This is a genomic window from Bacteroidota bacterium, assembly GCA_016706865.1.
Lineage (GTDB): Bacteria > Bacteroidota > Bacteroidia > Chitinophagales > BACL12 > UBA7236.
This window is the reverse complement of record JADJIS010000003.1, coordinates 1,519,574-1,533,697: the sequence shown is the minus strand read 5'-3', so window position 1 is coordinate 1,533,697 and position 14,124 is coordinate 1,519,574. Positions and strand designations below refer to the sequence as shown.

General features: G+C 33.8%; 13 protein-coding genes. 1 reads left to right on the top strand and 12 read right to left on the bottom strand.

Annotated features, from left to right (window positions below):
- Positions 1-56 precede the first annotated feature (56 nt).
- Complete coding sequence (locus IPI31_16005) at positions 57-1,541, top strand: hypothetical protein (GenBank protein ID MBK7569324.1); 1,485 nt, start codon at positions 57-59, stop codon at positions 1,539-1,541.
- A gap of 197 nt (positions 1,542-1,738) precedes the next feature.
- Here the strand turns inward: IPI31_16005 and IPI31_16000 are convergent, their stop codons facing one another.
- The 12 genes from IPI31_16000 to IPI31_15945 form a co-directional block, all read right to left on the bottom strand.
- Positions 1,739-3,817 (bottom strand): S9 family peptidase, encoded by a 2,079-nt coding sequence (locus IPI31_16000; protein MBK7569323.1) that lies wholly within the window; start codon positions 3,815-3,817, stop codon positions 1,739-1,741.
- 587 nt (positions 3,818-4,404) lie between these two features.
- A complete protein-coding gene (locus IPI31_15995) occupies positions 4,405-4,887 on the bottom strand; it encodes a hypothetical protein (protein MBK7569322.1) in 483 nt (160 codons plus the stop codon).
- Positions 4,888-5,291: 404 nt separating this feature from the next.
- Positions 5,292-5,924, bottom strand: coding sequence for a hypothetical protein (locus IPI31_15990; GenBank protein ID MBK7569321.1), 633 nt, complete (start codon positions 5,922-5,924; stop codon positions 5,292-5,294).
- A 312-nt stretch (positions 5,925-6,236) separates the two neighbouring features.
- Complete coding sequence (locus IPI31_15985; protein MBK7569320.1) at positions 6,237-7,181, bottom strand: hypothetical protein; 945 nt, start codon at positions 7,179-7,181, stop codon at positions 6,237-6,239.
- A 126-nt stretch (positions 7,182-7,307) separates the two neighbouring features.
- Positions 7,308-8,639, bottom strand: a complete 1,332-nt coding sequence (locus tag IPI31_15980) for an MFS transporter (GenBank protein ID MBK7569319.1) — start codon at positions 8,637-8,639, stop codon at positions 7,308-7,310.
- 204 nt (positions 8,640-8,843) lie between these two features.
- The gene (locus IPI31_15975) at positions 8,844-9,155 is read right to left on the bottom strand and encodes a hypothetical protein (GenBank protein MBK7569318.1); all 312 of its coding nucleotides are present in this window, start codon (positions 9,153-9,155) and stop codon (positions 8,844-8,846) included.
- Positions 9,156-9,200: 45 nt separating this feature from the next.
- On the bottom strand, positions 9,201-9,704 hold the full coding sequence (locus tag IPI31_15970; protein ID MBK7569317.1) for a hypothetical protein: 504 nt from the start codon (positions 9,702-9,704) through the stop codon (positions 9,201-9,203).
- Between the two features lie 149 nt (positions 9,705-9,853).
- Positions 9,854-11,230 (bottom strand): RtcB family protein, encoded by a 1,377-nt coding sequence (locus IPI31_15965; protein MBK7569316.1) that lies wholly within the window; start codon positions 11,228-11,230, stop codon positions 9,854-9,856.
- A 186-nt stretch (positions 11,231-11,416) separates the two neighbouring features.
- Positions 11,417-11,788 (bottom strand): VOC family protein, encoded by a 372-nt coding sequence (locus tag IPI31_15960; protein ID MBK7569315.1) that lies wholly within the window; start codon positions 11,786-11,788, stop codon positions 11,417-11,419.
- A gap of 249 nt (positions 11,789-12,037) precedes the next feature.
- Positions 12,038-12,811, bottom strand: a complete 774-nt coding sequence (locus tag IPI31_15955) for a hypothetical protein (GenBank protein ID MBK7569314.1) — start codon at positions 12,809-12,811, stop codon at positions 12,038-12,040.
- Positions 12,812-12,849: 38 nt separating this feature from the next.
- Positions 12,850-13,473: a hypothetical protein gene (locus tag IPI31_15950; GenBank protein ID MBK7569313.1), complete on the bottom strand. Its 624-nt coding sequence runs from the start codon at positions 13,471-13,473 to the stop codon at positions 12,850-12,852.
- Between the two features lie 21 nt (positions 13,474-13,494).
- A complete protein-coding gene (locus tag IPI31_15945; GenBank protein ID MBK7569312.1) occupies positions 13,495-14,079 on the bottom strand; it encodes a hypothetical protein in 585 nt (194 codons plus the stop codon).
- Positions 14,080-14,124 lie beyond the last annotated feature (45 nt).

The following is a 14,124-nucleotide window of genomic DNA, read 5'->3' as shown; positions in this document are numbered from 1 at the left end:
ATTGACTGAAATATCTATAAAATATGAATTTTCTAATTAAAAATTGATATTTTGAAATGCAAATAAGCTGGTCACAATTATATGATCTCGTCCATTCCATGAGTGGTTCGGAAAAGGGGCATTTTAAGAAATCTGTCTCCGGTTACTCTCAAAAAGAGCATGGTTATGTCATGCTTTTTAATATTTTGGCTGGGATGAAAGTTTTTGAGGAGAAATTATTTGAAAAAAAGATGTATGGTAAAGTGAAAAGTATTTATAGCACAAGGCGATTTTTATATGAGCAGTTAATCAGGAGCCTTAGGGTTTATCATGCAGAGGATTCAATTGCATTTCAATTGCGTCAATTGTTGGATGAAGTTGCGATTTTAAAAGAGAGAAAACTAAATGAATTCAGTAATGAATTAATTAGTAAAGGTTTAAAACTTGCCGAAAAACACGATCAATACTCTTATAAAATGATGTTGCTCGTTGAAAAAAGACAAATGCTCAAATTTGAGAATGAACAAGTTAGAAAACAACAAACAGAGATAGTAACAGGAGAAATAATCGCTACTGCCGGAGTTATAGTTCAAATAGAAATGATAAAAAAATCGCATGAACAAACATTAGAATGGATAAATAGAAATATACCCCTGCGGGATGATTTGATCAGAAAAAAGGCGGAAAATTTGCTAACTTCATTATTGGAAATTGATTTATCAGCATTTACGAATTTTAATTCATTGAATTTTCTATTTGCATCTATTTCCAATATTTATTTTCTATTTAATGATCTTGATAACGCTATATTATATCAGCAGCGTTCTGTTAAATTACTGGAGACAATAGACTTGAAAAAAATCAAACGTCAAATGGGTTACGCATCGGCTGTTTATAATTTGTGTAATTTATATGTAAATAATAAAAATGAAAAAGGTGTTGCGATATGTATAAAAAAATTAAGCGACATACAAACTTTGGATGAGGCTGAAATTGAATATATTGGTAATTTAATACATTATGCGGAAATTGCAGAGATGAAGGCGGGTAAAAATGTCAGTAAAAAAGAATTACATAAAATACAGGAATTTTTAAAGCTGCCAAAGGTAATTCCAGCGCTGTTTTCGGATGCGCAATTTACCTTACTCAGTTATAATATATATATAAATGACTGGGGGAATGCATTGCAACATATCAATTTTTTATTAAGCAATGAAAATACACATGCACAAATTTCTATACATATTCACAGCAGACTCTTACAAATACTTGTTCATTATAAATTGGGAAACATGTTATTGCTTCCTTCCTTGATTAGACATACCTATAGGTTTATGTTGAAACATGAACTGAGCTATAAAATCGAGGGATATTTGTTACAATTCTTTCAAAAGGTATTATCCTCAGTAAGTAACAAAGAATTAATTAATTTGTTAGAGGACTTGCTGCAAAAGATTAGAAATACTTCGTCTGATATGCAAGAAAGGCGAGTATTGGATTATTATTTCAATTATGAAGTATTTTTGGAAAAGGAATTGGGGGGTATTAAAAAAATAGTGTAGGATTCTTGTGAATATTTATTTTCCAGGATTTATACCATTTGTTATTTGTTTAACTATAGGCATTTAAATTATATTTTACTTTTCCTTTATTCTTATTATTAATTATGAGCCCAAATTAAATTGAAAACCTCACAAATTTCGTTAAATGATAACTTGTGAGGTTTAAATTTCAAAATTTCAGGTGAATTGTCTAATGATCAATCCTTCAATTTCATCAATAAATAAGAATATTCCAAAGCAGCTGATCTTGCTCTTTGTTCATTGGTTGATGAGCCCGCATGACCGCCTTCAATATTTTCATAATAATAAACCTTATATCCCATTGCATTCATTTTCGCAACCATTTTGCGCGCATGTCCGGGATGAACACGGTCGTCGCGGGTGGATGTTGTAAAAAATACTTCGGGATATTTCATATCGGGTTTTACATTTTGATATGGAGAATATTTTTTAATGTATTCCCATTCTTCCGGAATATCAGGATTACCATATTCTCCCATCCAACTTGCACCTGCCAATAATTTATTATAACGATACATATCCAATAGTGGAACCTGACAAACAACTGCATTATATAAATCAGGTCGTTGAGTAAATGCAACGCCAACTAAAAGACCTCCATTACTTCCACCCATAATTCCGAGGTGTTGAGGAGATGTTATTTTTTTAGCGATAAGATCTTCCGCAACAGAATGAAAATCATCGTACACATTTTGTCTTTTTTCTTTTAATCCAGCCTGATGCCATTTAGGACCAAATTCACCACCACCGCGGATATTGGCGAGTACATAGGTTCCGCCATTTTCTAACCAGGCATTTCCAATCGTTCCCGAATAAAATGGTTGTGAGGAGGATTCAAATCCACCATATGCATACAATAAAGTAGGATTATTACCATTTTTTACCAAAGTATTTGAAGACACTACAAAATACGGCACCATTGTTCCATCAGTGGATTTAGCCTTGAATTGTTCTACCTTATATTTTGAGGCATCAAAATATGCCGGCAACGATTTGAAAGATTTAACGGTATTTTTTCCGGCATCAGCTATATATAATGTTGTTGGTGTCAGGAAATTCGCAAAATTAAAGAAGTATGTGTCAGAAAATTCATCTGCATCAACGGTATAAATTGTTCCGAAGTCGGGAGCACTAACTTTTTCTTTCGTCCAACTGTCGTTGGCAAAAGTATAAATATACATTTCACTTTTAACATTTGTAGTAAGTGTCAGTATCAATTTATTTTGCGTATTGGTAATACCGGAAACACTTGAAAATTCATCAGGTCGATAAACTAATTGCACGTGTTTATTTCCTTTTAAAAGATCGGTAAAAGCTATACTCACAAGATCACCTTGGTTAAAGGTAATGGGACCAAGCACCCAGTCAGATTTTAATGATACGATCAATTGATCATTTAAGATGCCACTGATACTGCAATCCTGAGGCAGATCAAGTTTTATTATTTTATTATCAAGCCAAACATTCATTTCAGTAGTATAAAAGGTCATGGCTCTGGTGATTATTGTATATTTTTTATCACCATCACGCATCATTCCACCCCAGGTTCCAACATCATCCGTTTTTCCTTCATAAATAAGTTTTGCATCTTTTAATTGAGTGCCTCTGGTCCATATTTTTACCTGACGAGGATAACCCGAAGTGGTCATTGTTCCTTCACCAAAATCTGAAGCTACTATTAATGTATTTTCGTCGAGATAACTTACTCCACCTTTTGCTTCATCCACAAAAAAACCACCATCAATAAATGATTTGGTATCCACATCAAATTCTCTTGTTATAACAGCATCTCCACCACCTTTCGACAAGCTGACAAGAAATCTGTCGTAATCGGGATAAAGCCCTTCAGCACCTTTATACACCCATTTAATATCATCTTTTTTCGCCATTGCATCTATATCGAGCAATATTTCCCATTTCGGATCTCCACTCAAATAATTTCCACGCAAAGTACGACGCCAAATACCTCTTTCATGTTCCTTATCCTGCCAAAAATTATATATATATTCTCCTTTCATGGAAGGATAAACAATACGGTCGGTTGAATTATAGATCTCCAGACTTTTATTGTAAATGTTTTGATATTCCTTCTGTTGACTCAGTACATCCAGGGTGGCTTTATTTTGTTTAGTAACAAATTCCATGGATTCTTTGCTGTCTACCTCTTCAAGCCACAGATAAGGGTCTTCTACTTGTGATTTAACAAGTGGTAAGTATGTGAGGAGGATAATAACAATTAATACATATTTTCTCATAGTAATTAGTTTGAATTTAAGTTTAGAAAATAAAGGTAAGGGATTATTTGGAAAGGGGGGAGTAGTGAGAAGGGAGTAGTGAGTATGATCCTCGTAAGCCATAAGTTTTTTGTCTGTATTGATAGTTCCATTGTTTGATCGAACGGACCCACGCCTCACGATTGACGATTCACGAAAATGAGTTATGAGTAATGCCCGCCCGGATGACCCGGTCGGACGGGAGTAATGAGATTGATCCTCGTTTGCCGGATGTTTTTACTCTTGACTATTGACTCTTGACAATGGGTATATAGTGAGTATACTCCAACCTGGAAAAAAGTTTAAGGTCAAAATCCAAAGCTCCAATGGTAGCAGTACCGGACTCACGCCTCACGATTGACGATTCACGAAAATGAGTGGTGAGAATGCTCCTCGTAAGCCGGATGTTTTTCCTCCTGCCTATTGACTCCTGACAATTGGTGAGTAGTGAGTAGGGAGTAGTGAGATTGCTCCTCGTAAGCCGGCTGTTTTTACTCCTAACTATTGACTCCTGACAAATTGTGAGTGGTGAGTACGATTCTCCTTGAATTTCTCCTACTTCCTACTTCCTATTTCCTACTTCCTTCAACCCTCCGCTGCTTACTATAATATTCATCATCTGCTTTTCCATCCTGGTCAAAATCTTCAAGACCCCAATATTCGACAAATTCATCTTGCACTTTTAATTTAAATTTATAGGTGACAGGTTTTGGGAATGTATCCTGGATTATCAGGGAGTCGTTAATTATTTTCCAGGTTCCTGCTGGGTCGTATGTTATGTTGTCGTTGAGATCTTTATGAAGGGAGTGGTAGGTGCCATCGCTGTTGTAATAGGTTTTGATATTTCTGGATTTCATTTTTGTTTCCCAGTTTTTTCCATTTGCTTCAATTACTTCTGCGCTGTCAGAGTTATTAAAAGTATTCATTGTGATCTTTAATTCTTCAATTTCCCAAACACCAGTCAAATCTGGATGAGAGCTATCAGAACAAGAAGTTGCAATAATTACAAATGAAACTAACAAAGTGAAAATTTTGGGGTAGGATTTATGCATTGGGATTTAATTTTGGGATAAAAATATTTTAATATTTTATATATTTTTCATTCTTAACTCTTTTTAGCAATATTTAAATTGTCGTTTGTTGTTATTAAACAAGCATTTAGATGGATACAATAAATGAAATGTTAAGTTGCCAAAATCACGCGTAAATTCCCTTGCGTCTTTACTAGCAATTTTTTTTCACGAAAAATTTTTAATTCGTGATTAAAATTTCACTCGGAGCATTCTCACCACTCACTACTCACCCTGTGTCAATATTATAATCCGGAGTCTAACTAAGCGGTTACGAGTGGCAAACTCATTACTCATTACTCATTACTCATTTTCGTGAATCGCAATTAAAGGCGCAGAGCCGGAAATTTGGTATGTTTTAAATCCCCTACATCAATTTTAATTATTTAATCGTTGAGAACGACTTTTAATTTTTCTATTTCCAGTTTATTCGCAAAAGAAAGTTCATACTGTTCTGTTGCAAAACCTTTCATATTAATTGTGATGAGGGTTGAATTTAATGGAATTTGTAATTCAGATACACGGATCTTTTTTGATACCCCTTTATCATCATAATAATCGTCGTTCTCTGTTTTTAAAATTGCTCTTTGGGTGCCAACTCTAACACTTTTATATTCAGGTCCGAGCATGGCGGGATTGGAGAGATACATATTCATACTGGTAAGCAATGGTGAATTTGCCATGATGTTTACTTCCGCTTCATTTTCTTTCATCGATGCATTACTATAAGATTTTGATATCTGAAGTCCACCACCCAACATTCCCATTCCGCCTGAACCCATGTTTTCTTCTCCGTCCGATTTCAGTCCATTGATCTCATCCGGCAATGATTCGGCGATCTGAGCGCCAATTAATAAATTTATCTCATTAATAGCATCCTGTAAACTAAGTTGTGCTTGTTTGTATTCCTTTTTTGCAAGCAAGTCCTGCGCTTCTTTAATAAAGGTTTCTGCCTGGTTTTGACTGATAAGGGAAAGGCTGATAAAACAACTGATCAGTAGAAAGAGAGTACGTTTCATAACAATGAATTTTATGGTTTAGATAATACCTAAATGTAAATGTTAATTTTTAAAATTTCACTATATATGTTCAATGATTTTAATTGATATTCGTCATTGTTTTAATAAATTGTTTAAAATTGGGAGGAAGTAAGATTTGTGTGTCCATTTTGATTTACACTGCAAAATCTGAATATTTTACATGAATTTCGGTGGTTTTTGAGTAAATTTTGCATTTTTTTCATTGAATATCAAAAATTTTGCATTTTTTACATGCCAAAATTCACGTTAAATGCATAAAAACCTCTTGAAATCCATCCTTCTACTTTATTTTCAAGGATCTGATTCTATTGCATCGCCATAATCCAGATATGCCAACGCTTTAAGTTTTTCGAACAACTCGGGATATTGTGATTTGGAAATATAATACCGGTTCATTTGATTGTGGGATAAAATTATATATTCATCCTCAGGAATCCCGGCTTCTTCTTCAATTACAATTTTTATGGTCAATTCGTCGAAATCTTTCATTGGAGGATGGTTGAATGAAAATCGAAAATAAATATATTCGGGTCGGCCATTATTTTTAAGGCTCATTCCATATTTATAAAAAGTTTTTTCGATCTCGGCTTTTTTTAGCAGTGTAAATATTTCTGAAAGTTGATTTTCAAGGTTCAGTTTTTTCAATTTTTTAGAGTCGCCTGAAACAGCAAATACACCGTCTTCATTTCCAATTTTTTTATCGGATGCTCCTTTGCTATAATAAATTCTGAACCATTTAATGTCTTTGGCTTCAAATTTAAAGGATTCCAGAAAAGGAATTTTCGGCATTTGTGCAGTCATCATGCTATCAGAAAAAGCGTAATCTTTAATATTAAAACCGGATAGTTCGTACAAACCAAAAATTCCAGAAAATCCAAAAGATATTACTCTGTCGGGCATGCTATATTTTTCCTTTGGGGCTGGGAAGGGATAATCTAATAAGAGCATGTTTATCTGGCCTTCGGTTGTAACAGAAATTTTCTGGTTTATCATTACCATTTCACGTTTTGGTAAACCGTATTTACTAACTAAACCTGCAGCCTGATCCACCAGAGTTTTAATAACAGCATCATCTACATTTTCCAATACCTCGCTTGGAAAAAGTTTTTTAAACCCCTCATAGTCTTTTTGTTGAATCCTTACTAATGCTGAGTCGCAAACGGCAAAATTTTCTTCAGTTTGACTCTTGCAAGGAAGGATAGCAAATGCTATAAACAGAAGTAATAATATTTTCATAAAACAGATTTTTTAAGTGAATGCTTATTAAATTGGTCTCTTTTAAGTATTATTTTATAAAGATTTCTTATTGATTTTTTTCAATTTATTGGTCAATAAAGATACAAAAAAGGAATAAAGAAAACTCTAAATTTTGGATTCCACTTTTTCTAAATTATTATTATCCAATGCATCCACTTGTTTCAAATGGTCATTTATCCTCAGAAATTGCAATATGATCCATACTACTAATATAAATGCTGCGAATAACAAAACGGTGTATTCCCAATTAAACTGATCCTTAGCAGGTCCAATTAATTTGGCACCCACAATACGACCCAGATTTCCCAGTGTCATATAAATTGTAAACTGTGTTGCCGATACTTTCTTCCAACAACATTGCATTGCTATTGCAAATAAACCTATACTGGAGAAAACATATAATATTTGAAATGCCAGCATAAAACCACCTATGAACCAAGAATTGATCCACATAGAACTTCCAAATACAAATACAAAAGTTAAAAATATTAAAGTGAAAAAATAAATATTCATCATGCGCACCTTACCAAACTTATCAATCAAAATTCCTCCAATTAACATTCCACCCAATCCTCCTATCAAACTTGCAAATGCAAATAACTGCGAATATTCCTGATTGGTCCAGTCAAGTGCCTGCACTGTAAAAACAGGTAATAATGTTGCAATGAAATTAAAGGATAATGAGGAAACAAATAAAATTATTCCAAGTAAAAGGCTGTTGCGCAATGTAAATACGCTGTATACAGATTTGAATATATCTGACCAATTAGTTAATTGCATTTTTGTAGTTTCGCTGGATGCGATTCCCTTGGTCCAGGGTAAAAATTTTTCGCCCGGTCGTTCTCTAAGAAATATAGGGACTAACATTATTACTGTAACTATAATTGAAAGTGAAAGAATTGCAATTGTAAAATTATATTCATCTAACAACCAACTTCCTAATGCGAGAGAAGCAGAGGTTCCCATAATTTTAGACCCCCACATAAATCCATTAGCTCTTGCCTGTTGATGAAAAGGTACGATATCGATCGCCATGCCATCAGTTGCAACGTCTTGAAATGCACCGAAACAAGCAACTGAAAATCCAGAGAGGGTCAATAACCATAAATTATTAAGAGGATCTGGCACAAAGGCCATTGCGATAAAACTTATTATTAAACCGAGTTGTCCTATAAGAACCCAGGGTCTTCTTCTGCCCATGGGAAGAAAAGAAAACCTGTCCATAAGTGGTGCTACAACTAATTTAAAACTCCATGGCAATCCAACGGCTGCAACAAAAGAACCAATTTCACCAGGAGTTTTTCCATTCATTGCCATCCATGCAGGAATTCCAAAATAGGCCATTCCTTCAGGTATTCCCTGAGCAATATATAAGGCTATAAAATTGAAATACCTTAAAAAAGTATTTTCTGAAAGAGTGGGGAGTGTGTGGCGCATTTACAATTATTAGAATTTCAGCATTTAAATTTTGAAAATCTTTCAAACCTACCTAAAGTTTGAATGTTTTCCAAGATTTGATCCTAACAATAAAAAGTTTGTAAAATGTAAAATGAAAACTTATTTATTTGAAAAATACCGGGATAAACAAAATAAGATATTTAAAATATTAAAGGAGCTGCAATGATCCGCTGAACAGGTCAATTATTTTTTTATCTTATCTTTATTTTCAGATGTATTATTTTCTTCTGAATCTTCTTCCAAATTATCTAATTCCGGTGTAGCACTTATTCTTGATAATAATTTAATGGTGCCGCCATTTTTCCAGGCCTTGATCGCCCAATAAATTCCAATGCACAATCCTAATATTGCAATTCCAATTCCGGTAATTAATTTGATCGTTGTAGGGTCAGGAAAGTATACTATGGCTCCAATAACGAGCCCTAAAAAGAAGGGACCCGCAACTATGCGAAACCATCCTATTACTTCAATTATGAATTCGATTACTTTAAACATAAAGGGGTTTACAGAAATGACGGCGTGAAACTACTTTTATTGTAATTACACTTCCAGCATCTCAGCCTCAAAAAGTGTTTTTAAGTCGTTTTTCGCTTTTCTGCTTTCATATTTAAAGGCGGCAATGGTGAGAACATAAACTAATAATAACATACCAATCGGCATAAAAAACCAGGGATCAAAACCTTTGTTAGCTATCACGTTTTTTGTGATAAAAAACAGACCCATAAATGCGCCGCTGCACCATACTATTATAAATATAATGACAAAAATTTGTAATCTCATTTTTACTTTTATGGAGTTGCCCTGAATATCCTTCTCAACTGTACCTAAAATTCTCGGCAAAAAGGAATTGCGATAATTTATGATCCTTTTTATACTAAAATTATTACCGGTTATTTTTCCTTCGTATGGTTTTGTATTGGAGGAACCCAGTAATCCGGATCGGATAAATTTTTCAGGTTCAACAATTTGAGAAAGGCGTGAGATTATTTCGTCCTCCTTAAGTTTTGTTTTAAAAGTGACGGATTCTGTGGGTAGGAATTTCATTTTTTTAATTTAATAAGACTATATTTTGGATAAAGATAAGTTATGTTGTATTGAGATCTAGGCCAATGAGGCTCTCGCTCTCGAGGGTCTCACTAGTGGTAAAGGTAGGCGCTTAGCCAAGGTTCCAATATCGGTACCAAGTTGACTGTCTATTTAACTTTATTTTTATTCCTTCTCTTCACCTTCCACGGTGCATCAATTTCCCAATCGCCGGCCATAATGCATCCAAAAGGCATAATTTCGTCGAGCACTTCTCCCAGACCGAATTCCTGCATCTGGCGTTTTACCATTTCTGCATTTTTGTATGCACTTGGTAATTCAGAAATGTCAATATTGTTGGAAAAGAAACGAATATCCAAGCCTTGAGTTTCTTCAGTAAATAGTTGCTCAATTGTTTTATGTGCTTTGTTTTTTTTATGTCTTCCACGACTAATATTCCTTCCGGCTCCATGTGGTGCAAAACCTAAATTATTCGCAATTGTTTTTCCTTTAACAATCAAAACAGGTTCGCTCATATTTAAAGGAATTAAACGCAAACCATCACTGCTATCCGGTACAAATTTATCGTCGAGCGGTGTTGCACCCTTAGCGTGATAAAACAGATCATCTTCTTTGAAAACAAAATTGTGTTCATTCCAGAACCTGTCGTAGGGGTCCATATTTAATTTCCTTGCTGTTGCATTGTGCAGGGTGCTATGATTTAATTTTGTCCATTCCCTAACTAATTGCAAAGCATCCCAATAGGATTTTCCTTCATTGGTATCAAATGGTATCCATGCATTTTTTTCTGGAGTTTTCGGTGAAATTTCTTTCCTGAAATATTCCGCGATTTTCATTCCCTGCGTATATAAATTTGCTCCAAAACCCCGACTTCCATGATGAGTGACCATCATAGTTTCACCTGTGTTTTTGGAAACTCCAACAAATAAAAAGTGATTTCCATCGCCTTGAGTTCCTAGATGTGTTTTTGCGAAATTGATACTGCGTTCAGAATTTAGAAAACGATTTTCTAAAAGTTTCGCTTCAAATTCTTGTGGGAGATCTGAAAATTCAATTCTTCCGCCACCACCAAAATGTGTAATGGAATGTGCGATGTCCAACACTTTTTTTGGAGAAGAAAAACCGAAATTCGTCATCATTACAGAGCAACAAATGTCTGCGCTATGCATGGATGGGTGAATTGCATTTTTTGCAATAACAACTCCACCTACAGGAATTTGTCCAGGACCTGTAGGGCAGGCATCGGGCATTACAGCACCACCTACAAGTGTAGGTGTGATCATAAGTTCGCGCATAGTGGTAAGTACACTTTCCACATTTAATATTTCTTCTTCCGTTTCCGCTTTTATGTTTTGATAAAATGAAACAGGTTCGGAAAATGGTTCTATATATTTAGGGCGAAAGGTTTCCAAATAAACAAATAATGCCTCACCGTTCAACTGATTGTCGTTGGCGTAAGCAATAGCTTCTTTAAACCATTTTCCGGGTTTGAATCCTAAGTTTAATAAATCCTGACCTGTGATCATTTCAATTTAATTGCGCACTTTTTTACAATCGTTTAATATTTTTAGTTCCTGTGAAAAGAAAATTCAAATATAATTTTACGTAAAAGTATAAAAATATTTTTCATGAAATAAGATATAGATTATATTGTTGAAAGTCAAACATATCCATCAATCTAAATTTTGGTAGTTTATTTCTTAATTATTTAATTAGCGATGCTGATCAAATAAAATCACATTGCCATCCGGATCAGAAACAATAAAACTCGCCGGGCCGGTGGTTTTTTCATCAGCTTCCGTAACCAGTTTTATGCCTTTGTCTTTCAATCTTTTTTGGATTTCGCGGACGTCGTTAAATTTTTCCAGGTTTTTTGCATTATCATCCCAACCCGGATTAAATGTTAACATGTTTTTCTCGAACATTCCTTGAAACAGTCCTATCAGCGTGGCCTCGTTTTTCATGATCAGGTAATTATATTCCATGCTTCCGCCAAAAACGGTAAAGCCGAGATTTTCATAAAACTCTTTGGATGTTTTAAGGTCCTTTACGTTCAAGCTTACTGAAAATGCACCTAATTTCATGGAGTCTGTGTTGCCTGCCACTGGGTTAATAAACAGGTTATCGGCTTTGTTGTAATCAGTATTAATTAAATTAAAGGATACTAAATACATCCAAGCGCCAATAGAAAGGGCAATTCCGGATGAAATTACATTTTGCTTATTCATAATATTGTTTTTAAATATTAAAAGTTCGCGTTTTGAAAAAATATTCTGGATACAAATATATAAAAATTAGTTAATCAGTTGCCTCTTGGGTATCGTTGAATCTAACTAGATAATAGATAAGGTCATTTTATTGATTTTATGATCAAAAGTCACAAGTAAATTCTCCTTTTGAAAAAACCGGTATTCTATCGTAGATAAAATTTCATTTATAACATATTGAGGTTGTTGAACTCCATGGGTCATTTCAGTAAAAATATAAACAACAGAATCCTTTAATATTTCATTTTGGGGAACCTGGGTTGCGACTCCAATACTGATCTTGTAAATATATGTCGACAGTCCGGTTGTAAAGGGATTAATTAATGTTGTGATTCCATTGTTTTTCAAAATCTGACCCCCGAAAAAGGAAGAAATGTTCCCAAACATACCTATTAAAGTATCTGAATTTTGTTTATTCAATAATTTGAATTGAACTTTGCCATTGTTGCGTTTGTGAGTATCGGTTGAATCTAATGGTAAACTATTTAAATAGACTAGCATTTTAGTGTCTTCAATATCAAAATCAAAACAGCACGCGCTAAAAAGGATTTCATAAACCCCACCCGGAGAAAATTTTGTGAGAATTAATCGCTGTGGTTTATCATCCCTCTTAAAATATATTGTGTCGAAACCGGATTTATTTAGTGGGATAAGCATTGTGTCAGTAGTAGGATAGAAGCTAATTCCATTTATATTCCAAAACCAGTTTTTGAACATTTCTGATTTTTCTTTTTCTATAATTTCGCCTGAAAAGATCATGGATGCATAGGAATCTGCTTTTAACGGGAAACTCAATGCTACAAGCAATAACAGTAAAAATGGTGTTAATTTTTCCCGCATAACTGCAAATTTATTAATGTCTGTTCTGGCTACTACTTTTATCCTGTGTACGGCATATATCGAACTGATTTTAATTTTCCATCCTCAAAAAATAAAACAGTATAATTGGTTGCATCTCCATAATAGAACTCTATGTATTTATAATTTTTATTATCATTCCTTAAAATGGCAAATTTGCTTTTTACCTCCTCCAAACTCATACCTATTTTTACTCCTTCTTTAAAAATAAATGCTGCATCATAAATATCTGCATACTCAATTAAATCCCTTTTGGTGTAGGAAGATCTGTAAAAATCCACCCTTGAATTCTCCCATTTTATGGTGATTAATGTGTCAACTGACTGGATGTCATGTAAGTTGTAAGTTTTTTTTGAGACTTCTTCAACAGGTTTAGTGATATATTTTATAAAATATTTTACAGACATGGAATCATCTGGGAATGGAAAAGGATTATCCGCGTAATTATCTTCTATAGAAATAGAATCAAGAGCTAGATTATTGTCCATCTGCGGTAATTCAATTTCGGTTTTTTCATCGGGTACAACAGCCTTGTTATTTTTAGGTGAACATGAAACGGGAATAACTAACAATAGTATTAAAATAATCTTAACAAAAGAAGAAACGTATGTTTGAATTCTGTATTTAAATTTTTGGAAACTCATTACTATAGTATTTCAAATTTATTATCTGTTTATAACTCTATTTCCCTCCGGTAAAAAAAAATCTGGTCCCTTGGGAATAACAAATTCTGCATTGTGCCAATCAGCAATATATTCAACCTTTATATTAAAATCTACTCCTGGTTGATTTGAAATTCCTTCTTTTGTAAAGAAAAAATATTTGCCGAAATATCGATATCTTGGAATACCCGTGTTAAGTGAAAAACTATGGGAATATACAGATAAAATTCCCTCATTTGCTGAAATCGTTTTCACACCATCACAAATAAAGGGCACAATAATGTTTCCAATGCTGTCAATTACCCCCCATTTTTTTGTGTAAGCTGTGATATAATCACCGGTAAAAATTGCCGTTATAGTATCTGCTATATATTTATTTGCAATGGAGATATAGTGAAGACTGTCAATTTTGTCGTACGTAATGAACAGCCCATCAAAAATTGGGATTAAGGTGTCGTATCTTAATGTATCCAATAATGAAATACCTTTGATTATATTGTCTTCATTCTGAAGAGGCAAATTCGGATTCTCACTCTTGACAGAAAATCTCGTTAAAAATAAAAGACTTATAAGAAAATATTTAATCATTTACTTTTTTATTGTGTAACAAATTTAATTAAGAGTCAGGATTTT

Excerpts from the sequence above, each read along its gene's own strand:
- IPI31_16005 (MBK7569324.1), top strand. The coding sequence starts at position 57 with ATGCAAATAAGCTGGTCACAATTATATGATCTCGTCCATTCCATGAGT.
- IPI31_16000 (MBK7569323.1), bottom strand. The coding sequence starts at position 3,817 with ATGAGAAAATATGTATTAATTGTTATTATCCTCCTCACATACTTACCA.
- IPI31_15995 (MBK7569322.1), bottom strand. The coding sequence starts at position 4,887 with ATGCATAAATCCTACCCCAAAATTTTCACTTTGTTAGTTTCATTTGTA.
- IPI31_15990 (MBK7569321.1), bottom strand. The coding sequence starts at position 5,924 with ATGAAACGTACTCTCTTTCTACTGATCAGTTGTTTTATCAGCCTTTCC.
- IPI31_15985 (MBK7569320.1), bottom strand. The coding sequence starts at position 7,181 with ATGAAAATATTATTACTTCTGTTTATAGCATTTGCTATCCTTCCTTGC.
- IPI31_15980 (MBK7569319.1), bottom strand. The coding sequence starts at position 8,639 with ATGCGCCACACACTCCCCACTCTTTCAGAAAATACTTTTTTAAGGTAT.
- IPI31_15975 (MBK7569318.1), bottom strand. The coding sequence starts at position 9,155 with ATGTTTAAAGTAATCGAATTCATAATTGAAGTAATAGGATGGTTTCGC.
- IPI31_15970 (MBK7569317.1), bottom strand. The coding sequence starts at position 9,704 with ATGAAATTCCTACCCACAGAATCCGTCACTTTTAAAACAAAACTTAAG.
- IPI31_15965 (MBK7569316.1), bottom strand. The coding sequence starts at position 11,230 with ATGATCACAGGTCAGGATTTATTAAACTTAGGATTCAAACCCGGAAAA.
- IPI31_15960 (MBK7569315.1), bottom strand. The coding sequence starts at position 11,788 with ATGAAATTAGGTGCATTTTCAGTAAGCTTGAACGTAAAGGACCTTAAA.
- IPI31_15955 (MBK7569314.1), bottom strand. The coding sequence starts at position 12,811 with ATGCGGGAAAAATTAACACCATTTTTACTGTTATTGCTTGTAGCATTG.
- IPI31_15950 (MBK7569313.1), bottom strand. The coding sequence starts at position 13,473 with ATGAGTTTCCAAAAATTTAAATACAGAATTCAAACATACGTTTCTTCT.
- IPI31_15945 (MBK7569312.1), bottom strand. The coding sequence starts at position 14,079 with ATGATTAAATATTTTCTTATAAGTCTTTTATTTTTAACGAGATTTTCT.